A 20,236-nucleotide genomic window follows, 5' to 3' on the forward strand; every position below is an offset into this window, starting at 1 on the left:
CACTGCGCCTCCCCCTTGGAAAGGGGGCGCTCTACTACTGAGCTACACCCGCATGACCCCGAAGTTCCGGCCCGTTTCCCGGCCTTGCCCCTCGGCGTGATCCAGACTCTAGCTGATCATCCGGGGCTCTTGGCAAGTCGGGCCGTTCGAGGCCCCCGTCATCCGTTCGGCCGACGCCCCCCGCCGTCGGCTCCCGGTGGGCTCAGGCGACCTCAGGCGGCCTCGTTGAACGCCTCGTAGACCTTCTTGGGGATCCGTCCGCGCGGCGGGACCTCCATCCCGTGGGAGCGGGCCCACGCCCGCACCGCGGCCGGGTCGGGCGCGACGGCCGTGCGGCGGTAGGCCTTGCCCGAGCGGGACTGCTTGCGGCCCGCCTCCACGTAAGGCGCGAGGACACCTCGCAGTTTCTTCGCATTGGCAGTGTTCAGGTCGATCTCGTACGACTTGCCGTCGATCCCGAAGATGACGGTCTCCGCGGCTTCCCCGCCGTCGATGTCGTCGGAGAGTGTGACCACTACGCGCTGCGCCACGGATATGGGTCCTTTCGGCCGGTATCACCGCGTTGACCTGCGGCGATACGAGGGTTGCTGTTGTTCTCGGTCAATACATATTCATTTGTACAGCAAAAGGCAATGCATGGCGGAGCCCAGTTAATTCCGTCGGGGCGCCCCGACGCAATCGCGACGATGCGATCTTCCGGTGTTTTTCCCGGAATTTTTCCGAGCGTTCTCGTGGGGCCCTGCCGAAATGCGAAGGATAAGCCGAGCATATCTATGCGCGTAGATTTTTCGGGACTGTACTCTGACATCACCGCTTCAGCTCACGCACCACACACCGGGAGTGCCAGTGGCACGCGTCGTAGTCGACGTCATGCTCAAGCCGGAGATCCTCGACCCGCAGGGCCAGGCGGTGCAGCGCGCGCTGCCACGCCTGGGTTTCGAGGGGATCGCCGACGTCCGTCAGGGCAAGCGCTTTGAACTCGAGGTGGAGGGCCCGGTCGACGAGGCCGCCCTCGCCCGAATCCACGAGATGGCGGAAACGTTTCTCGCCAACACCGTGATCGAGAACTTCACCGTGCGAGTCGACTCGTGACCGCACGCGTAGGGGTCATCACCTTCCCCGGAACGCTGGACGACCGCGACACCCAGCGCGCCGTCCGGATCGCCGGGCTCGAGCCCGTGCCGCTCTGGCACCGCGACAAGGACCTCAAGCAGGTGGACGCCGTGGTCCTGCCCGGCGGTTTCTCCTACGGCGACTACCTGCGGGCGGGCGCCATCTCCCGCTTCTCGCCGGTCATGGAGACCGTCATCGACCAGGCCAGGGGCGGGATGCCCGTCCTCGGCATCTGCAACGGCTTCCAGGTGCTCACCGAGACCCACCTGCTGCCCGGCGCGATGCTGCGCAACAACCACCTGCACTTCATCTGCCGCGAGCAGAAGCTGCGGGTGGAGAACGCCACCACCGCCTGGACCACCGACTACGAAGCGGGCCAGGAGATCTCCGTCCCGCTGAAGAACATCGACGGCCGCTACGTGGCCGACGAGCGCACCCTGGACGAGCTCGAGGCGGAGGGCCGCGTCGCCTTCCGCTACCTCGACGGGAACCCCAACGGCTCGCTCCGCGACATCGCCGGCATCACCAACGCCGCCGGCAACGTCGTCGGCCTGATGCCGCACCCCGAGCACGCCGTCGAACCCCTCGTCGGCACCGGCCGCACGGACGGGCTCGGATTCTTCACCTCGATCCTCAAGAAGCTGGTCAGCGCCTCATGAGCCTCGACACCGTCAAGCACGCCAACGAGACCCCCGACGTCGACCAGCCCTGGGCCGAACTCGGCCTCAAGCAGGACGAGTACGAGCGCATCCGCACCATCCTCGGCCGCCGTCCCACCGGCGCCGAGCTGGCCATGTACAGCGTGATGTGGTCCGAGCACTGCTCGTACAAGTCGAGCAAGGTCCACCTGCGCCAGTTCGGCGAGAAGGCCCCCGAGAACGACGCCCTGCTCGTCGGCATCGGCGAGAACGCGGGCGTCGTCGACGTCGGCCAGGGCTACGCGGTGACCTTCAAGGTCGAGTCGCACAACCACCCCTCGTACATCGAGCCCTACCAGGGCGCGGCCACCGGCGTCGGCGGCATCGTCCGCGACATCCTCGCCATGGGCGCCCGACCCGTGGCCGTCATGGACCCGCTGCGCTTCGGCGCCGCGGACCACCCCGACACCAAGCGCGTCCTGCCGGGCGTCGTCGCGGGAATCGGCGGCTACGGCAACTGCCTGGGCCTGCCCAACATCGGCGGCGAGGTCGTCTTCGACTCCTGCTACCAGGGCAACCCGCTGGTCAACGCCCTGTGCGTCGGCGTGATGAAGCACGAGGACATCCACCTCGCCAAGGCCTCCGGCGCCGGCAACAAGGTCATCCTCTACGGCGCCCGCACCGGCGGCGACGGTATCGGCGGCGTCTCGGTCCTGGCGTCGGAGACCTTCGACGACTCGAAGTCCACCAAGCGCCCCGCTGTCCAGGTCGGCGACCCCTTCCAGGAGAAGCTCCTCATCGAGTGCACCCTGGAGATCTTCCGCGAGGACCTCGTGGACGGCATCCAGGACCTCGGCGGCGCCGGCCTGTCCTGCGCCACCAGCGAGCTGGCCAGCGCCGGCTCCGGCGGTATGCGCGTCGAGCTGGACCGGGTGCCGCTGCGCGACGCGACGCTCTCGCCCGAGGAGATCCTCATGAGCGAGTCGCAGGAGCGCATGTGCGCGATCGTCGAGCCGGGCAAGGTCGACCGCTTCCTCGAGATCTGCGAGAAGTGGGACGTCATCGCCACCGTCATCGGTGAAGTCACCGACGGCGAGCGGCTGGAGATCTTCTGGCACGGCGAGCAGATCGTCGACGTTCCGCCGCGCACCGTCGCCCACGAGGGCCCGGTGTACGAGCGCCCGTACGCCCGTCCGGACTGGCAGGACGCCCTCCAGGCCGACGACGCGGCCAAGCTCGCCCGCCCGGCCACCGCCGAGGAGCTGCGCGCGCAGGTACTCAAGGTCATCTCCTCCCCGAACCAGGCCTCGAAGTCCTGGATCACCGACCAGTACGACCGCTTCGTGCAGGGCAACACCGTGCTCGCCCAGCCCGAGGACTCGGGCATGGTCCGCATTGATGAGAACACCGACCTGGGCGTCGCGGTTGCGACGGACGGCAACGGCCGTTACGCCAAGCTCGACCCGTACACGGGCGCGCAGCTCGCGCTCGCCGAGTCGTACCGCAACGTGGCCGCCTCCGGCGCCCGCCCGCTGGCCATCTCCAACTGCCTGAACTTCGGTTCGCCGGAGGACCCGGCCGTCATGTGGCAGTTCGCGGAGGCCGCCCGCGGCCTGGCGGACGGCTGCCTGGCCCTGGGCACCCCGGTGACCGGCGGCAACGTCTCGCTCTACAACCAGACCGGCGAGACGGCCATCCACCCGACCCCCGTGGTCGCGGTGCTGGGCGTCATCGACGACGTCAACCGCCGTACGCCGATGGCGTTCTCGGACGAGGGCCACCTGCTCTACCTGCTGGGTGACACCAAGGAGGAGCTGGGCGGCTCGGCCTGGTCCCAGGTCGTCCACGACCACCTCGGCGGACTGCCGCCGGCCGTGGACCTGGACCGCGAGAAGCTGCTCGGCGAGATCCTGATCGCCGCCTCGCGCGACGGCATGATCGACGCCGCCCACGACCTGTCCGACGGCGGCCTGATCCAGGCCCTCGCCGAGTCGTGCCTGCGGGGAGGCAAGGGCGCCCGGATCGTCGTCCCCGACGGTCAGGACCCGTTCGTCTTCCTGTTCTCCGAGTCCGCGGGCCGCGCGGTCGTCGCCGTGCCGCGCAGCGAGGAGCTGCGCTTCGGCGACATGTGCGGAGCGCGGGGCCTGCCGGCGACGCGCATCGGCGTCGTCGACGGCGAAGCGATCGACATCCAGGGGCAGTTCAGCATTCCCCTGGCGGAGCTCCGGGAGGCGCACGAGTCGACGATTCCGGCGCTGCTCGCGTAGACGGGACAGCCGGCCGGGACCACCGGCCGGGGCCGCCGGGTCCGCCTGCCGGTCCCGTCGGCCCGGTCCTGGCCGGCACGGTCCCGACCGGTCCCGGCCGTTCCTGGCCGATGTCAGAGGGCCGCTCTAGGCTCGTCGGCATGTCTTCTCCGCGCAGGCCACGCCCCCGCAGTTACGACCCCGCCAAGGTGCGCGCTGCCCTGGACGGGCAGGTCCGGGTCGTATGCGAGGCGGTGGACGCCCTGTGCGCCGCGCCGGACGCGCGGGCACGGCTCGACGCGCCCACGCGGCTGGGGGAGTGGACGGTCCGCGAGCTGATCGCGCACCTCGTCCGTGCGCTCGAATCGCTGTCCCGGCGGTCGGGTACGCAGGACGCGCGCGTGCGCGCCGAGATCACCCTCACCGACTATGTGAACAGCGTCAGTTCACGGGCCGGCGAGATCGCGGCGGCGGCATCGGCCGGTGCCGCCGAGCTCGCCGCGGCGGAGCCGGCGGCGGTCGCCGCGCGGCTGCGCGAGGCTGCCGGAAAACTGGCCGCCGGCGCCGCGGGGACGGACCCTGCGGCTGTCGTACCGACGGCGGCCGGCGCCATGACCGTGGCCGACTTCCTGCTGACCCGGCTGCTCGAGATCGTCGTGCACGCCGACGACTTGGCGGCGGCCACCGGTACGCCCCTGCGGCACGACCGGCAGGCCCTCGCGGCCGTCACGCGCGTGCTCGCCGACACCCTGGCCGCCAAGGCCCCCGGCGGGTCCGTGGAAGTCCGTATCCCGCCATTCGCAGTTGTCCAGTGCGTGGCGGGCCCCAGACATACCCGCGGCACCCCGCAGAACGTGGTCGAGACCGATCCACTGACCTGGCTCCGGCTGGCCACGGGCAGGCTGAACTGGGCTGATGCCACTGAGGAAGCAGCCGTCACGGCCAGTGGCGAACGCGCCGACATCTCCGGTCAACTTCCCCTGCTCACCTGAGCGAAGGGCGCCCGGAGCCGTTCCCAGGGCAATCCCACGACATTTTCCGGCCACGAAAGGGTGATTCGCTGTGCCCGCCGAGTGGCTGTCCGTGGTGTGAGCCAATACCGGTGGTCCCCGGTTCGGATGAACCTCGTCCCTGCCATAGACTCAAGGTGTGCCTCGTGGTGACGGACGACTCAACCACGACCTGCTTCCCGGCGAAAAGGGCCCCCAGGACGCTTGCGGCGTCTTCGGTGTCTGGGCTCCGGGTGAAGAGGTCGCCAAACTCACCTATTTCGGGCTGTATGCGCTGCAGCACCGTGGACAGGAGTCCGCGGGCATCGCGGTGAGCAACGGCTCCCAGATCCTCGTTTTCAAGGACATGGGACTGGTTTCCCAGGTCTTCGACGAAACCTCCCTCGGCTCCCTCTCGGGCCATATCGCGGTCGGACACGCCCGCTACTCCACCACCGGAGCCTCGGTGTGGGAGAACGCGCAGCCGACCTTCCGGGCGACCGCCAACGGCTCCATCGCCCTGGGCCACAACGGCAACCTGGTCAATACCGCCGAGCTGGCGGAGATGGTCGCGGCGCTCCCCCGGGAGAACGGCCGGGCCACCCAGGTCGCGGCGACCAATGACACCGACCTGGTCACGGCCCTGCTGGCCGGCCAGACCGGTGACGACGGCAAGCCGCTGACGGTCGAGGAAGCCGCCGCCAAGGTGCTCCCCGACGTCAAGGGCGCCTTCTCGCTCGTCTTCATGGACGAGCACACCCTGTACGCCGCACGCGACCCGCAGGGCATCCGCCCGCTGGTCCTCGGCCGCCTGGAGCGCGGCTGGGTGGTGGCCTCCGAGACGGCCGCCCTGGACATCTGCGGCGCCAGCTTCGTCCGCGAGGTCGAGCCCGGCGAGCTGATCGCCATCGACGAGCAGGGCGTGCGCACCAGCCGCTTCGCCGACGCCCGCCCCAAGGGCTGCGTGTTCGAGTACGTCTACCTGGCGCGCCCGGACACCGACATCGCCGGCCGCAACGTCTACCTCTCCCGCGTGGAGATGGGCCGCCGGCTGGCCGCCGAGGCCCCGGCGGACGCCGACCTGGTGATAGCCACCCCGGAGTCCGGCACCCCCGCCGCCGTGGGCTACGCCGAGGCCAGTGGCATCCCGTACGGCTCGGGCCTGGTCAAGAACAGCTACGTCGGCCGTACGTTCATCCAGCCGAGCCAGACCATCCGCCAGCTGGGCATCCGGCTCAAGCTCAACCCGCTCAAGGAAGTCATCCGCGGCAAGCGCCTGGTGGTCGTCGACGACTCGATCGTCCGCGGCAACACCCAGCGCGCCCTGGTGCGGATGCTGCGCGAGGCCGGCGCGGCCGAGGTCCACATCCGGATCTCCTCCCCGCCGATCAAGTGGCCGTGCTTCTTCGGCATCGACTTCGCCACCCGCGCCGAGCTGATCGCCAACGGGATGACCGTCGAGGAGATCGGCCGGTCGCTGGGCGCGGACTCGCTCGCGTACATCTCCATCGACGGCATGATCGAGGCGACGACGATCGCCAAGCCGAACCTGTGCCGCGCCTGCTTCGACGGCGAGTACCCGATGGAGCTGCCCGACCCCGAGCTGCTCGGCAAGCACCTCCTCGAGACCGAGCTCGCGGGCGGCCCCGACGCCGCCGACGCGCTGCGTCGCCCGTGACGCTCGCGCACCGTAGTTACACACGACACGAAAGATCTCTGGATATGTCCTCCGAGACCACCGGTGCCAGCTACGCAGCCGCGGGCGTCGACATCGAGGCGGGCGACCGCGCCGTCGAACTGATGAAGGAATGGGTGAAGAAGGCCACCCGCCCGGAGGCCATCGGCGGCCTCGGCGGCTTCGCCGGCCTCTTCGACGCCAGCGCCCTCAAGCGGTACGAGCGCCCGCTCCTCGCGTCCGCCACGGACGGTGTCGGCACCAAGGTCGACATCGCCCGCCGCATGGGTGTCTACGACACCATCGGTCACGACCTGGTCGGCATGGTCGTGGACGACCTGGTCGTCTGCGGCGCCGAGCCGCTGTTCATGACCGACTACATCTGCGTCGGCAAGGTCTACCCGGAGCGGGTCGCCGCGATCGTCAAGGGCATCGCCGAGGGCTGCGTCCTCGCGGGCTGCGCCCTGGTCGGCGGGGAGACCGCCGAGCACCCCGGGCTGCTCGGCGCGGACGACTTCGACGTGGCCGGCGCCGGTACGGGCGTGGTCGAGGCGGACCAGCTGCTGGGCGCGGATCGCATCCGTACGGGTGACGTGGTCATCGCGATGGCCTCCTCGGGACTTCACTCGAACGGGTACTCGCTGGTCCGCCATGTGCTCTTCGACCGGGCGGGCTGGGAGCTGGACCGAGAGGTTCCGGAGTTCGGCCGGACGCTGGGCGAGGAGCTGCTGGAGCCCACCAAGATCTACTCGCTGGACTGCCTGGCCCTCACCCGCACGGCCGAGGTGCACGCCTTCTCGCACATCACCGGCGGCGGCCTGGCCAACAACCTCGCCCGGGTGATCCCCGACGGCCTGCACGCCACCGTGGACCGGTCGACCTGGGCGCCGGGCGCGGTCTTCGACCTGGTCGGGAAGCTGGGCGGGGTCGAGCGGCTCGAGCTGGAGAAGACCCTGAACATGGGCGTCGGCATGGTCGCCGTCGTACCGCAGGAGGCCGTGGACGTGGCGCTGACGACGTTCGCCGACCGGGGCGTGGAGGCCTGGGTCGCGGGAGAGATCACCGAGCGCGGCGATCACGCCGAGGCAGTGGCCCTCACTGGTGACTACTCCGCCTGATCAGCGGGAAGCGACCGCCCGGGACAGCGCGTCCCGGGCGGTACGCGCACGCCTTGGGCCGGCCGTCCGGTCGCAGGCAGCACAGAACCCGGCCCGGGGCGAGGCCCCGGACCGGGTCTGTGGAAGTTGTCGCGTCAAGCGCGGCGACGGTACGCGGACTGGTCGGACGTCTGCTCGTCCTCGTCCTCGTCGTCGTTGTAACGCGCCGCGTACTGGGCGTACGGGTCGTCGTCCAGCTCGTCGTCCTCAAGCGGCTCGCTGTTCGGCGGCTGCTTGATCGACGGCTGCGTTGCGCCCAGCTCATTGGCCAGACGTGAGAGGTCGGTCCCGCCGCTGTTGTACTTCAGCTGGCGGGCGACCTTTGTCTGCTTGGCCTTGGCCCGGCCGCGCCCCATGGCTCGACCCCCTCATTGACGGGGCTCGACGGCCCCAGAGTCTTGACACGCGTTCACGTTCATGAGTCAGAGCGGACCCCTGTGGGAGGGTGTCCGGCCTGTAGAGCTTCAACGGTACCTGCTTCCGCGGCCATACGGTACGTCGCCCGCATGACGTGCCACGCAGCAGAACCGGCGATGAGCCCTGTACTCGCTGGTCAGCTGCGATTTTAACGTGTCCTGGACGCCGACCCGCCGAGGGGTGGTGAGAGATCTCTCGCTCACCACCCCCCGGCGGCGTGTTCTGTGGGGATCGCTGTGCGGGTAGCGGACACTCACCCGGACCGAAAGCTCACCCGATCGGGTGAGGTGATTGCGAAGGGTTACCGCGACGCGCGCGCCTCGGCCATCCGCTGCTCGGCGAGCCGGTCGGCCGCCGCGGCCGGCGGGATACCGTCCGCTTTCGCCCGATCGAATATGGCCAAAGTCGTATCAAAGATCTTGGTCGCCTTGGCCTTCGCCCGCTCGAAGTCGAAACCGTGCAGCTCATCGGCGACCTGGATGACGCCACCCGCGTTCACCACATAGTCCGGGGCGTAGAGGATCCCGCGGTCGGCGAGGTCCTTCTCGACGCCCGGGTGGGCGAGCTGGTTGTTGGCCGCGCCGCAGACCACGGTGGCGGTCAGCGCGGCGACGGTCTCGTCGTTCAGGGCGCCGCCGAGGGCGCAGGGGGCGTAGACGTCCAGCGGGGTGCGGATCAGTACGTCCGCGTCCCTGACCGCCGTGACCTGCGGGTACCGGGCGGTGATCCGCTCGACGGCCTCGGCCCGCACGTCCGTGATCACGACCTCGGCGCCGTCCTCGACCAGGTGCTCCACCAGGTGGTGGCCGACCTTGCCCACGCCCGCGATGCCGACCCGACGGCCGCGCAGCGTCGGCTCGCCCCACTGCGCCCGCGCGGCGGCGCGCATGCCCTGGAAGACCCCGAAGGCCGTGAGGACGGAGGAGTCGCCGGCGCCGCCGTTCTCGGGCGAGCGGCCCGTGGTCCAGCGGTTCTCCCGGGCGACCACGTCCATGTCCCGCACATAGGTGCCGACGTCGCAGGCGGTGACATAACGGCCGCCGAGGGAGGCCACGAATCGTCCGTAGGTGAGCAACAGTTGTTCGGTCTTGATCAGATCGGGATCGCCGATGATCACTGCCTTACCGCCGCCGTGGTCGAGTCCCGCCAGGGCGTTCTTGTACGACATGCCGCGCGAGAGGTTGAGCGCGTCCAGCACCGCCTCCTCGTCGGAGGCGTACGGGTAGAAGCGCGTGCCGCCCAGGGCGGGGCCCAGGGCGGTGGAGTGGATGGCGATCACGGCCCGCAGGCCGCTCTCCCGGTCCTGGCAGAGAACGACCTGCTCATGGCCGCCCTGATCGGTCCGGAACAAGGTGTGCAGCACGCCGCTCGCGGCGCCGGAGGTGGGACGTACGTCAGTCACGGTGGTGACTCCATATGTCGCGGAGGTCGCCCTCCGAGGGGTGTTGGAGGGCCGGTTGCCCAAGAGGGTAAGACCTGCCGGCCCGGCGGGTCCGTCCCGTGCCGAGGATCACCCTCCCGTGCTCCGGTGCCGTGGGACGATTTGCACAGTATGGGGAAGGGCACCCGCGAATGCCTGCCGGTGCCCCACGGCTTGAGGGAGCGAGCGTGGGCCTGACGTCGTCGGTGACCGTCCCGTACGCGGCATATCTTCGGGTCTACGAACCGCTGGGCGCGTTCCCCGAGCCCGAGCGCGCGCACTGGGCCCGCTACGCCCGCCGCGAGACCTTCCCCGGTGTCCAGGACGAACTGCGACGTTCGCTCGCCGACTTGCTGCCCACGCCGCCCGTGCCGGTCCCGGTGCACGAGAGCGCCGACGCCTTCGTGGCGGTGGTGGACGGGGTGGTGTGCGTCTGTCCCTGGCGCACCCGGCTGCGCGGCTGGCTGGCGCTGGAGGGGCTGGCCGAGCGGTTCCCGCAGCCGGTCCTGGACGCCGTGCTGCCGCCCGTGGTGCGCCGCCAGGCGGAGGCGGACTACGAGCGCTGGCTGGAGCGCAACCCCGACGCCCGCCCGTGGATCAGGACCGCCACCTGGCAGGTGCCGCTGCGCTGGTTCGTGCTCTTCTCCGACGACGAGCGCGAGTACGGCAAGCGGGAGCCGGACTGCGAGGAGCTGGTGCTGCGCTACCGCACGCCCATGGTCCAGGCGCGGCGCCGGGTGGCCCGCGGCCTGCGCACGCTCCGGGACGCGATCGAGGAAGGTCCGTTGATCGACGGACTGGTGGACGTGGGGCGGTGGCTGGAAGAGTTCCATCCGCGGTCCCTGGTGGAACTGGACTACGGCGGACTTGTGCATATGGTTCCCGAAGCACAACTGGAAGAGGACCATTCCGCCGCCGACACGGCGGAGGGGCTGGCGGCGCTGCGGGCGGGTGACGGAGCGCGGGCCGGCGCGGCGTACGAGCGGCTGACGGAGCGTTGGCGCGCCATCAGGGACCGCCAGTTCGCGAACTGACCGGCGCGTGGCGACGGGCGGGGACGACGGGCGCGGCAACGGTGTCAGGACCTAGGTCCCGATCCGGGCCATTGCCGCAACCGTGACCTATCGCACTTACTTCAGGTCTTGCGCCCATCGCCCATCCTCGTGGCAAAATAGGACAAGGAGTCCGGGAAGGGCTCCTTCCGCCCAAGTAAGGGCGGATAGATCGGTATTGCACTCCTTGGCGGGTCTGATGACCCCTGATCTGATTGATCCCGCTGTGACTGATCGTCACGGCGGGGTGACTGTCCGCTATGGCATGGTCCATCGGCTTCCGTCGAGGTTGAACACCTGAGAGGGCAATTCCATCGGTTTGGCCGACGTGGCTGGACAGATGGTGTAGTTGTAGTGCCGAGGACAAGCCGTTCGTCCTATAACCGACTCGGCCCGCGTCCGCCATTTCGGGCAACGCGGGTCAAGGTGCAGAATTTAGAGGAAAGAACCGACGTGATGGTTCGGTTCTCCCGAGGAGGCCGCTCATGACCGCTCGCACCCCTGATGCCGAGCCGCTGCTGACCCCGGCTGAGGTTGCCACGATGTTCCGCGTGGACCCGAAGACGGTCACCCGCTGGGCCAAGGCTGGCAAGCTCACGTCCATCCGCACGCTCGGAGGACACCGGCGCTACCGCGAAGCGGAGGTCCGCGCCCTGCTGGCGGGCATTCCGCAGCAGCGCAGCGAGGCCTGACAACCGAATGACCGGGTGATTACCGGGGCCCCCAACCCGGCAGCCGCCCACCCCAAGCTCCACCTGCGCAACAAACGACCCGAGGCCTGCCCCAACAGGCGTCGTGCCCACCGACTTGGGTGAGTCGTCGATCGCGCTGGACTCCGCCGGGTCCAGCGCGATCTTTTTATGCCCGGACACCTGCCCGGACGTATGCCCTGACGCGTGCCCGGACGTATGCCCCGGCTTGTGCCCCGACGAGCCTCACTCGCGTCCGGGTGACCCCGCCCTGTGCCCCGGCGCCGGCCTCCGCTCCCCACCCCCAGGTAAGTGCAATTGCACATATTAAATTGACCGGGTGTAGGGAGGGGGTAAGTTCCCTCGCCTTTGTAACTCTTTCGGTGACTCCCGTCACAGCGCGCTGTGCTTGTAGCCCACCGTGCCTCTGCGGTAAAGGACTTGTCCGCTCCGGCGCGCCGGTCACCGCCGGTCACCGGGCGGGGTTCTCGTCCCACCGCTCCTGCGGCTCGCTCGCGGCCTCCTGGGCCAGCCGCAGGAGGCGATGACAGACCGGGCAGTGTCTGGTCAGGTGCCGGTAGCCGACGGCGGCGGCGAGGTGGGCACGCAGCAGCGCCCGGGTCTCATGCCGGATGCGCTCGCTCCGCTTCTCGGTCCGGATCGTCGTCATGGACGCGCACCTCCCACTGACTGGGTACCCCTGGCACGTGTCGCAGTCAAGGTCGGACGCACGAAGGCCCGGAACCGGGATGCGGATCCGGGCCTTCGAGCCGATGCCGACGGGCTCACGGGGCGTCGCGGTGCGTACGCCGCGGGCCGGACAACGACAAGACCCGCACCCCAGTCTAGGGTGCGGGTCTTGAATCGATGCGGTCCTGACGGGATTTGAACCCGCGGCCTCCACCTTGACAGGGTGGCGAGCACTCCAAACTGCTCCACAGGACCTTGCTTGCTTTCCCGCTCTCGCGGGGCTGCGAAACAAGACTCTACAGCAGGTCAGGGGGTGCGGTCGAACTCCCTCGGTGAGGCGTGGAGCACACCCCCGGCGAGCGCGTCCCCGGCGAGCACCCTCCCGGCGAGGACACCCCCGACCCGCCCTCCCTCACGGGGCCAGCTGGTCGATCGCCTTGACGATCCGCTTGTCGGAGACCGGGTAGGCGGTGCCGAGCGCGTGGGCGAAGTAGCTCACCCGGAGCTCCTCGATCATCCAGCGGATGTCGCGCGCCTCCTGCGGCACCGGCCGCCCCTTGGGGAACTGCTCCAGCAGCCACGCGTACTCGTCGTGCATCTCCCGCACCTTCGCCATCCGGGTGCGGTCCCGCTCGGCGTTGGTGGGCAGCTGCGTCAGCCGCCGGTCGACGGCCACCAGGTAACGCAGGAGGTCCGGCAGTCGCCGGACGCCGTGGGCGGTCACGAAGCCCGGCTTGATCAGCTCGGCCAGCTGCTCCTTGACGTCCGTGAGGGACGGCACCAGGGCGAGGCTGGTCGTGGCCTTCAGCCGGCGCTCGCAGGCCTGCCAGGCGGCCAGCACCTCCTGCACCCTGCGGATGGTGTCCAGCGTGGCGTCCACGATGTCGGCCCGCACCGCGTCGAAGAGCTTGCGGAAGGACTCCTCGTCCCAGACGGGCCCGCCGTGGGCCGCGATGAGCTTGTCGGCGGCGCCGGAGACGCAGTCGTCGAAGAGCGCCTGGATCGAGCCGTGCGGATTGCGCGACAGGGCGAGCTTCTGCTGGTTGCCGAGCTTGTCCTGGGCGAATTTCGCCGGGTTCGAGGGCAGGTTCAGCAGGATCAGCCGGCGGACGCCGGCCCACATCGCCTCGCGCTGCTCGGGCTCGGTGTCGAAGAGCCGCACGCCCACCGACGTGCCCTCGTCCACCAGCGCCGGGTACGCCTTGACGGGCTGGCCCGCCCGGCGCGTCTCGAAGGTGCGCGGGAGGGTGCCGACCGTCCACTGCGTCAGCCCCGAGCGCTGCTCGAGGCGGGTGCCGCCCGAGGACTCGGCCGCCTTCTCGAAGGCCTTGGTGATCGCCGCCTGCGTCTTCGGCTTGAGCTTCAGCCGCAGCGCCTCCAGGTCCTTGTCCTCGGCGATCTTGCGCTTGCGCTCGTCCACCACCCGGAAGGTGATCTTCAGGTGGTCGGGGACCTTGGCCAGGTCGAAGTCCTCGGCCTCCATCCGCACGGCCGTCATCCGGTGCAGCCCGCGCGCCAGCGCGGCGGTCAGCGGCTCCTGCAGCGGCACGGCCGAGTCCAGGAAGCGCTGGGCGAAGTTCGGCGCCGGGACGCAGTTGCGGCGGATCGGCTTGGGCAGCGAGCGGATCAGCTCCGTCACCAGGTCCTCACGCAGCCCCGGGATCTGCCAGTCGAAGCCCTCGGCCGAGACCTGGTTGAGCACCTGCAGCGGGACGTGCACGGTCACGCCGTCCGCGTCCGCGCCCGGCTCGAACTGGTACGTGACCTTGAACTTCAGCCGGCCCTGACGCCAGGAGTCCGGGTAGTCGTCCTTGGTGACGGCCTCGGCGTTCTCGTTGATGAGCATGGACTGCTCGAAATTGAGCAACTCCGGCTCTTCGCGCCGCTTGTTCTTCCACCACGAGTCGAAGTGCGCCCCGGACACCACGTGTTCGGGCAGCCGCTGGTCGTAGAAGTCGAACAGCGTCTCGTCGTCCACCAGGATGTCGCGGCGGCGCGCACGGTGCTCCAACTCCTCGACCTCGCCGAGGAGTTTGCGGTTGTCGTGGAAGAACTGGTGGTGCGTACGCCAGTCGCCCTCGACGAGCGCGTTGCGGATGAACAGCTCGCGGCTGGTCTCCGGATCGATCCGCCCGTAGTTGACCTTCCGCTGCGCCACGATCGGCACGCCGTAGAGCGTCACCCGCTCGTACGCCATCACCGCGGCCTGCTTCTGCTCCCAGTGCGGCTCGCTGTAGGTGCGCTTGACCAGGTGCTGCGCCAGCGGCTCGACCCATTCCGGCTCGATACGGGCGTTCACGCGCGCCCACAGCCGGGAGGTCTCCACCAGCTCCGCCGACATCACCCAGCGCGGCGGCTTCTTGAACAGCGCCGACCCGGGGAACACCGCGAACTTGGCGCTGCGGGCCCCGAGGAATTCATTGTTCTTGTCGGTGTCCTTGAGCCCGATGTGCGACAGCAGGCCCGCCAGCAGCGACTGGTGCACGCGCTCGGGCGCCGCCTCCTCCTCGGCGAGGTGGATGCCCATCGTCCTCGCGACCGAACGCAGCTGGTAGTAGATGTCCTGCCACTCACGTATGCGCAGGTAGTTCAGGTACTCCGACTTGCACATGCGGCGGAAGGCCGAGGACGACAGCGTCTGCTGCCGCTCGCGGATGTAGCGCCACAGGTTCAGGAAGGCGAGGAAGTCGCTCGTCTCGTCCTTGAACCGGGCGTGCTGCTGATCGGCCTGCTGCTGCTTCTCCGAGGGCCGCTCGCGCGGGTCCTGGATGGACAGCGCGGCCGCGATGACCATGACCTCGCGCGCACAGCCGTTGCGGTCCGCCTCCAGGACCATGCGGGCCAGCCGCGGGTCCACCGGGAGCTGCGAGAGCTTGCGCCCCAGCGGGGTCAGCCGCTTCTTCGGGTCCTTCTGCTGCGGGTCGATCGCCCCGAGCTCCTGCAGCAGGTCGACGCCGTCCTTGATGTTGCGCCGGTCCGGCGGGTCGATGAAGGGGAACTTCTCGATGTCACCGAGGCCCGCCGCGGTCATCTGCAGGATGACGGAGGCGAGGTTCGTCCGCAGGATCTCCGCGTCGGTGAACTCCGGGCGCGCGAGGAAGTCGTCCTCGGCGTACAGCCGGATGCACACGCCGTCGCTCGTACGGCCGCAGCGGCCCTTGCGCTGGTTGGCGCTGGCCTGCGAGACGGCCTCGATCGGCAGCCGCTGGACCTTGGTGCGGTGGCTGTAGCGGGAGATACGGGCGAAGCCGGGGTCGATGACGTACTTGATGCCCGGCACCGTCAGCGAGGTCTCGGCGACGTTGGTGGCCAGCACGATCCGCCGGCCGGTGTGCCGCTGGAAGACGCGGTGCTGCTCGGCGTGCGAAAGACGCGCGTAGAGCGGCAGGATCTCGGTGCTCTGCTGAACAGCGCCTCCGGCGCGGGTGAGCTTCTTCTGCAGCGCGTCCGCCGTGTCGCGGATCTCCCGCTCGCCGGAGAGGAAGACGAGGATGTCGCCCGGCCCCTCCTGCTGCAGCTCGTCGACGGCGTCGCAGATCGCGGTGATCTGGTCACGGTCGGCGTCGGTGGAGTCCTCCTCCAGCAACGGTCGGTAGCGCACCTCCACCGGATAGGTACGGCCCGAGACCTCGACGATGGGCGCGTCGCCGAAGTGGCGGGAGAAGCGCTCCGGGTCGATGGTCGCCGATGTGATCACGACCTTGAGGTCGGGGCGGCGGGGCAGCAGCTGGGCGAGGTAGCCCAGCAGGAAGTCGATGTTGAGGCTGCGCTCGTGCGCCTCGTCGATGATGATCGTGTCGTACTGGCGCAGCTCGCGGTCCGTCTGGATCTCGGCGAGCAGGATGCCGTCCGTCATCAGCTTGACCATGGTCTCGCCGCCGACCTGGTCGGTGAAGCGGACCTTCCAGCCGACCGCCTCGCCGAGCGGCGTGCGCAGCTCCTCGGCGACCCGCTCCGCGACGGTGCGGGCGGCGATCCGGCGGGGCTGGGTGTGCCCGATCAGGCCCTTGATCCCGCGGCCCAGCTCCAGACAGATCTTGGGGATCTGGGTGGTCTTGCCGGAGCCGGTCTCACCCGCGACGATCACGACCTGGTGGTCGCGTATCGCCTCGAGGATCACGTCCTTCTTCTGGCTGACCGGCAGCTGCTCGGGATAGCTGACGGCGGGCGCGGCGGCCCGGCGGCTCTCGACGCGCAGCTCGGCCTCGTCGGCCTCCGCGGCGATCTCGGCCAGCACGGCGGCACGCGCCTCGGGCTTGCGAATACGGCGCGCCCCGTCGAGCCGCCGCCCCAGCCGCTGCGCGTCGCGCAGCATCAGCTCGGGCAGGCGGGCGGCGAGGCCGTCGAAGGTGGCGGAGGCAGGCTGCGTAGACATACGAACCCCAGGATCGCACCAGCCGCCGCGAAGCGGCGAACGCATTTCGCGGGGCGCCGGGGACGCGCCCGGAAGGCGAGGGGGCACGGAAATCACCGAGGGACCCGGAAACACCGAGGCGGCCCGGAAAACACCGAGACCCCCGTCCGAGGACGGGGGTCTCACTGTGGCTGGGGCCGGGGTCGAACCGGCGACCTTCCGCTTTTCAGGCGGACGCTCGTACCAACTGAGCTACCCAGCCAGCGATCATCAAAGATGATCACAGCGGTCCTGACGGGATTTGAACCCGCGGCCTCCACCTTGACAGGGTGGCGAGCACTCCAAACTGCTCCACAGGACCAAGCTTATGTGCGAGAACCAGTCTCGCACACGGTAAAGCGTGCCCCCAACGGGATTCGAACCCGTGCTACCGCCTTGAAAGGGCGGCGTCCTGGGCCACTAGACGATGAGGGCTGATGGCCCACCTGGGCGCTTCGCAGCGCCTCGGGGACGTGAGAAGCATATGGGATGCGAGGACGGATCGCCAAAACGGTTTGCCGGAGCCCCCTCCCCGGGCCTGTCCGCGGGGCCTGTGTGCCGGACAATGGCGGGGTGCTGGAGATGACGCGCGAGGAGTTCGAGGAACTGGTCGCCGAGGGCCTGGACCGGATCCCGCAGGAGCTGACGCGGCTGATGGACAACGTCGCCGTGTTCGTCGAGGACGAGCCCGCGGCGGACGCCCCGGATCTGCTCGGGCTGTACGAGGGCACGCCGCTGACCGAGCGCGGCGAGTGGTACGCCGGGGTGCTGCCGGACCGCATCACGATCTACCGCGGGCCGACGCTGCGGATGTGCGGGAGCCGGGAGGAGGTCGTGGCCGAGGTGGAGGTGACGGTCGTTCACGAGGTCGCGCACCACTTCGGTATCGACGACGCGAGGCTGCACGCGCTGGGCTACGGCTGACCGGCGGGCGGGGCGCGGGCACGCGCGCGTGCGTGCCGGGGCGGCCGGGCGGCCGCGGGCGGCTGATCGGCGGCTGGGGCTACCGATGATCGTGGCCTGGGCTACGGATGATCGATGGCTGATGCGCGCACGCCCCGGCGTGTCCTGGGCGGGGCGGGGCCAGTTGGGCAGGAAGCCTGTCCCCTGTACCCGAAGGCGGTCTTCCCCATGCGCGCACTGTCGGCGCACGCGTCAGCGTTCACCCGTATCGCGGCCGCGGCCGTGGCCACTCTGGCCCTGGGCGGGTGCATGAGCGTGAGCGACCCCGGGCGCCCGGCGCCCTCGGGGGCGGGCAAGCAGCGCGAGAGCGGGGCGGAGCCCGACGGGGGCCTGCGGCTGCCGGCCGGCCGGGGCGGACGTACGGACGCGAAGGGGGCCAAGGGCGGCGCGAGCGGAAGCCCGGCCGCCAAGGGCGGACGATCGGGTTCCGCTTCGGCGGCGCCATCGGCCGCCCCGGGGGCCTCGCCGCCCGCCGGACGGCCGGACAAGCCGGACGCGCCGCACAAGCCCCCGGCCGGCTCCGGTCCGGGTACCCCGCCCGCGCCCGGCAAGCCGTCGGCGCCCCCGCAGCCGCCCACGCAGCCCCCGAGCAGCCAGGCGCCGCCGTCGCCGCCCTCGCAGCCGCCGTCGTCCGCCCCGCCGTCCCCGCAGCCGGGGCCGCAGGCGGGCCCGTCGTAGGGGCCCGGCGCAGGGGGGCCGGGCGGCCGCGGGGCTCAGCGGTAGGGTCTGTGTGGCGCAGGCCATGCGACAGCGGCTTGCGCGCCATGGCATTGGGTGCGTATGGTGGTAGATCGTTTGATCCCATTTGCCCGGCGCCTGACAGAAGCGCGCCGTGTGGCGCGTTCCTTACCTTGCCGTGGCTGACCGCATCGAGGCGGTCATTTGTGAAGCCGACACGGAGCTTGGGCGCGTGCCGAAACTCCGGAAGGTTTCGCATTTCGCATGTCCATTTCCACTGACACCACCACCATGCCCGAGGCCGACGAGATGATCGTCGAGACCGCCGAGGTCGTCGCCGAGGCCGTGGAGGCCGCTCAGGAGCCCACCGAGCCGCAGATCACCTTCGGTGACCTGGGCCTCGACGACGCGATCGTCCGCAAGCTGGCCCAGAACGGCGTGACCACGCCCTTCCCGATCCAGGCGGCGACCATCCCGGACGCCCTGGCCGGCAAGGACATCCTCGGCCGCGGCCGCACCGGCTCCGGCAAGACCCTCTCCTTCGGTCTGCCGCTGCTGTCGACGCTGGCCGGCGGTCACACCGAGAAGAAGCGCCCCCGCGGCCTGATCCTCACCCCGACCCGCGAGCTGGCGATGCAGGTCGCCGACGCCCTCCAGCCGTACGGCGACGTGCTCGGCCTGAAGATGAAGGTCGTCTGCGGCGGTACGTCCATGGGCAACCAGATCTACGCCCTGGAGCGCGGCGTCGACATCCTCGTCGCCACCCCGGGCCGCCTGCGCGACATCATCAACCGTGGTGCCGCCTCCCTCGACAAGGTCCAGGTCGCCGTCCTCGACGAGGCCGACCAGATGGCCGACATGGGCTTCCTGCCCGAGGTCACCGAGATCCTCGACCTGGTGCCGTCCGGCGGCCAGCGCCTGCTGTTCTCCGCGACGCTGGAGAACGAGATCGACACCCTCGTCAAGCGCTACCTGGTCAGCCCGGTCACGCACGAGGTCGACCCGTCCGCCGGTGCCGTCTCGACCATGACCCACCACGTCCTCGTCGTGAAGCCGAAGGACAAGGCCCCGGTCACGGCCGCCATCGCCGCCCGCAAGGGCCGCACCATCATCTTCGTCCGCACCCAGATGGGCGCCGACCGCGTCGCCGAGCAGCTGCTCGACGCCGGTGTCCGCGCGGACGCGCTGCACGGCGGTATGACCCAGGGCGCCCGTACCCGCGTCCTGGAGGACTTCAAGGCCGGCTACGTCAACTGCCTGGTCGCCACCGACGTCGCCGCCCGCGGCATCCACGTCGACGGCATCGACCTGGTCCTGAACGTCGACCCCGCCGGTGACCACAAGGACTACCTGCACCGCTCGGGCCGCACCGCGCGTGCCGGCCAGTCCGGCACGGTCGTCTCCCTGGCCCTGCCGCACCAGCGCAAGCAGATCTTCCGCCTGATGGAGGACGCGGGCGTCGACGCTTCGCGCCACATCGTCGGCGGCGCCGGCGCCTTCGACGAGGACGTCGCCAAGATCACCGGCGCCCGTTCCCTCACCGAGGTCCAGGCCGACTCCGCCTCCAACGCCGCCAAGCAGGCCGAGCGCGAGCTGGCCGACCTCAACCGCCAGGTCGAGCGCGCCCAGCGCCGTGCGGCGGAGCTCCGCGAGGAGGCCGACCGCCTGCTGGCCCGCGCCGCCCGCGAGCGCGGTGAGGACCCGGAGGCCGCGGTGGCCGCCGCTGCCGAGGAGGCCCAGGCCGAGGCCGCCGCCGAGGCTGCGGCCGCGCCCGCCGCGGCCGTCCCGGCGCAGACCGCGCCCGCCCACGAGCGCCGCGACGAGCGGGGCAACTTCGAGCGCCGCGGCGACCGCCGTGACGACCGCGGTGGCGACCGTGGCGGCTTCCGCCGCGACGACCGTCGTGACGAGCGCGGTGGCGACCGTGGTGGTTTCCGCCGTGACGACCGTCGTGACGACCGCGGTGGCTTCCGCCGTGACGACCGCCCCTCCGGCGGCTTCCGTCGCGACGACCGTGACGGCGACCGTGGTGGTTTCCGCCGTGACGACCGTCGTGACGACCGCGGTGGCTTCCGCCGTGACGACCGCCCCTCCGGCGGCTTCCGTCGCGACGACC

At 70.3% G+C, this 20,236-nt stretch carries 16 protein-coding genes and 5 tRNA genes (1 of these 21 only partly in view); 11 read left to right on the forward strand and 10 right to left on the reverse strand.

Annotated features, from left to right (window positions below; translation table 11 throughout):
• Nucleotides 1-52, reverse strand: a tRNA-Gly gene (locus ACIG36_RS29640) (it extends 120 nt beyond the left edge of the window).
• 160 nt (nucleotides 53-212) lie between these two features.
• Entirely contained in the window at nucleotides 213-530 is a 318-nt protein-coding gene (locus ACIG36_RS29645; RefSeq protein WP_399934391.1) for an Lsr2 family protein, read from the reverse strand.
• 316 nt (nucleotides 531-846) lie between these two features.
• On the opposite strand from ACIG36_RS29645, the gene purS reads away from it, so the two are divergent.
• From purS to purM, 6 genes are all read left to right on the forward strand, one after another.
• On the forward strand, nucleotides 847-1,092 hold the full coding sequence (gene purS, locus ACIG36_RS29650; protein ID WP_120754646.1) for a phosphoribosylformylglycinamidine synthase subunit PurS: 246 nt from the start codon (nucleotides 847-849) through the stop codon (nucleotides 1,090-1,092).
• Nucleotides 1,089-1,772: a phosphoribosylformylglycinamidine synthase subunit PurQ gene (gene purQ / locus ACIG36_RS29655; RefSeq protein ID WP_399934396.1), complete on the forward strand. Its 684-nt coding sequence runs from the start codon at nucleotides 1,089-1,091 to the stop codon at nucleotides 1,770-1,772. Before purS ends, purQ begins: the two co-directional genes overlap by 4 nt.
• The gene (purL, locus tag ACIG36_RS29660; RefSeq protein ID WP_399934399.1) at nucleotides 1,769-4,018 is read left to right on the forward strand and encodes a phosphoribosylformylglycinamidine synthase subunit PurL; all 2,250 of its coding nucleotides are present in this window, start codon (nucleotides 1,769-1,771) and stop codon (nucleotides 4,016-4,018) included. Before purQ ends, purL begins: the two co-directional genes overlap by 4 nt.
• 140 nt (nucleotides 4,019-4,158) lie before the next feature.
• Nucleotides 4,159-4,989, forward strand: coding sequence for a sterol carrier family protein (locus ACIG36_RS29665; RefSeq protein WP_399934402.1), 831 nt, complete (start codon nucleotides 4,159-4,161; stop codon nucleotides 4,987-4,989).
• A gap of 157 nt (nucleotides 4,990-5,146) precedes the next feature.
• Nucleotides 5,147-6,664, forward strand: coding sequence for an amidophosphoribosyltransferase (purF, locus tag ACIG36_RS29670; RefSeq protein WP_399934405.1), 1,518 nt, complete (start codon nucleotides 5,147-5,149; stop codon nucleotides 6,662-6,664).
• A 44-nt stretch (nucleotides 6,665-6,708) separates the two neighbouring features.
• Nucleotides 6,709-7,779: a phosphoribosylformylglycinamidine cyclo-ligase gene (gene purM, locus ACIG36_RS29675; protein ID WP_399934407.1), complete on the forward strand. Its 1,071-nt coding sequence runs from the start codon at nucleotides 6,709-6,711 to the stop codon at nucleotides 7,777-7,779.
• A gap of 134 nt (nucleotides 7,780-7,913) precedes the next feature.
• Here purM and ACIG36_RS29680 read toward each other — a convergent pair whose 3' ends face one another.
• Together ACIG36_RS29680 and ACIG36_RS29685 are read right to left on the reverse strand one after the other, a co-directional pair.
• Nucleotides 7,914-8,174: a DUF3073 domain-containing protein gene (locus ACIG36_RS29680; RefSeq protein WP_399934410.1), complete on the reverse strand. Its 261-nt coding sequence runs from the start codon at nucleotides 8,172-8,174 to the stop codon at nucleotides 7,914-7,916.
• Between the two features lie 362 nt (nucleotides 8,175-8,536).
• A complete protein-coding gene (locus ACIG36_RS29685) occupies nucleotides 8,537-9,637 on the reverse strand; it encodes a Leu/Phe/Val dehydrogenase (protein ID WP_399934413.1) in 1,101 nt (366 codons plus the stop codon).
• 206 nt (nucleotides 9,638-9,843) lie between these two features.
• Here ACIG36_RS29685 and ACIG36_RS29690 point away from each other — a divergent pair, with 206 nt between their 5' ends.
• Nucleotides 9,844-10,689 carry a hypothetical protein gene (locus ACIG36_RS29690; protein ID WP_399934415.1) on the forward strand — a complete coding sequence of 282 codons (846 nt, stop codon included), beginning with the start codon at nucleotides 9,844-9,846 and terminating at the stop codon, nucleotides 10,687-10,689.
• 503 nt (nucleotides 10,690-11,192) lie between these two features.
• Nucleotides 11,193-11,399, forward strand: coding sequence for a developmental transcriptional regulator BldC (gene bldC, locus ACIG36_RS29695; RefSeq protein ID WP_003949541.1), 207 nt, complete (start codon nucleotides 11,193-11,195; stop codon nucleotides 11,397-11,399).
• A 469-nt stretch (nucleotides 11,400-11,868) separates the two neighbouring features.
• Here the strand turns inward: bldC and ACIG36_RS29700 are convergent, their stop codons facing one another.
• The 6 genes from ACIG36_RS29700 to ACIG36_RS29725 form a co-directional block, all read right to left on the reverse strand.
• A complete protein-coding gene (locus ACIG36_RS29700) occupies nucleotides 11,869-12,066 on the reverse strand; it encodes a DUF6274 family protein (RefSeq protein WP_399934418.1) in 198 nt (65 codons plus the stop codon).
• Between the two features lie 200 nt (nucleotides 12,067-12,266).
• Nucleotides 12,267-12,341 (reverse strand) — tRNA-Asp (locus ACIG36_RS29705).
• Between the two features lie 157 nt (nucleotides 12,342-12,498).
• Nucleotides 12,499-16,461, reverse strand: coding sequence for an ATP-dependent RNA helicase HrpA (hrpA, locus tag ACIG36_RS29710; protein ID WP_399934422.1), 3,963 nt, complete (start codon nucleotides 16,459-16,461; stop codon nucleotides 12,499-12,501).
• Between the two features lie 167 nt (nucleotides 16,462-16,628).
• A tRNA-Phe gene (locus tag ACIG36_RS29715) sits at nucleotides 16,629-16,702 on the reverse strand.
• Between the two features lie 24 nt (nucleotides 16,703-16,726).
• Nucleotides 16,727-16,801, reverse strand: a tRNA-Asp gene (locus ACIG36_RS29720).
• Between the two features lie 40 nt (nucleotides 16,802-16,841).
• Nucleotides 16,842-16,914 (reverse strand) — tRNA-Glu (locus ACIG36_RS29725).
• Between the two features lie 138 nt (nucleotides 16,915-17,052).
• On the opposite strand from ACIG36_RS29725, the gene ACIG36_RS29730 reads away from it, so the two are divergent.
• The 3 genes from ACIG36_RS29730 to ACIG36_RS29740 form a co-directional block, all read left to right on the forward strand.
• Complete coding sequence (locus ACIG36_RS29730; RefSeq protein ID WP_399934425.1) at nucleotides 17,053-17,403, forward strand: metallopeptidase family protein; 351 nt, start codon at nucleotides 17,053-17,055, stop codon at nucleotides 17,401-17,403.
• Nucleotides 17,404-17,610: 207 nt separating this feature from the next.
• Nucleotides 17,611-18,120: a hypothetical protein gene (locus ACIG36_RS29735; RefSeq protein ID WP_399934427.1), complete on the forward strand. Its 510-nt coding sequence runs from the start codon at nucleotides 17,611-17,613 to the stop codon at nucleotides 18,118-18,120.
• A gap of 264 nt (nucleotides 18,121-18,384) precedes the next feature.
• Nucleotides 18,385-20,236: DEAD/DEAH box helicase (locus tag ACIG36_RS29740; RefSeq protein ID WP_399934429.1), on the forward strand; the 1,852-nt coding region annotated here is incomplete at its 3' end.

Origin of the sequence: Streptomyces sp. NPDC053048, assembly GCF_044547045.1 — a bacterium.
In the GTDB taxonomy this organism is placed as follows: Bacteria; Actinomycetota; Actinomycetes; order Streptomycetales; family Streptomycetaceae; genus Streptomyces.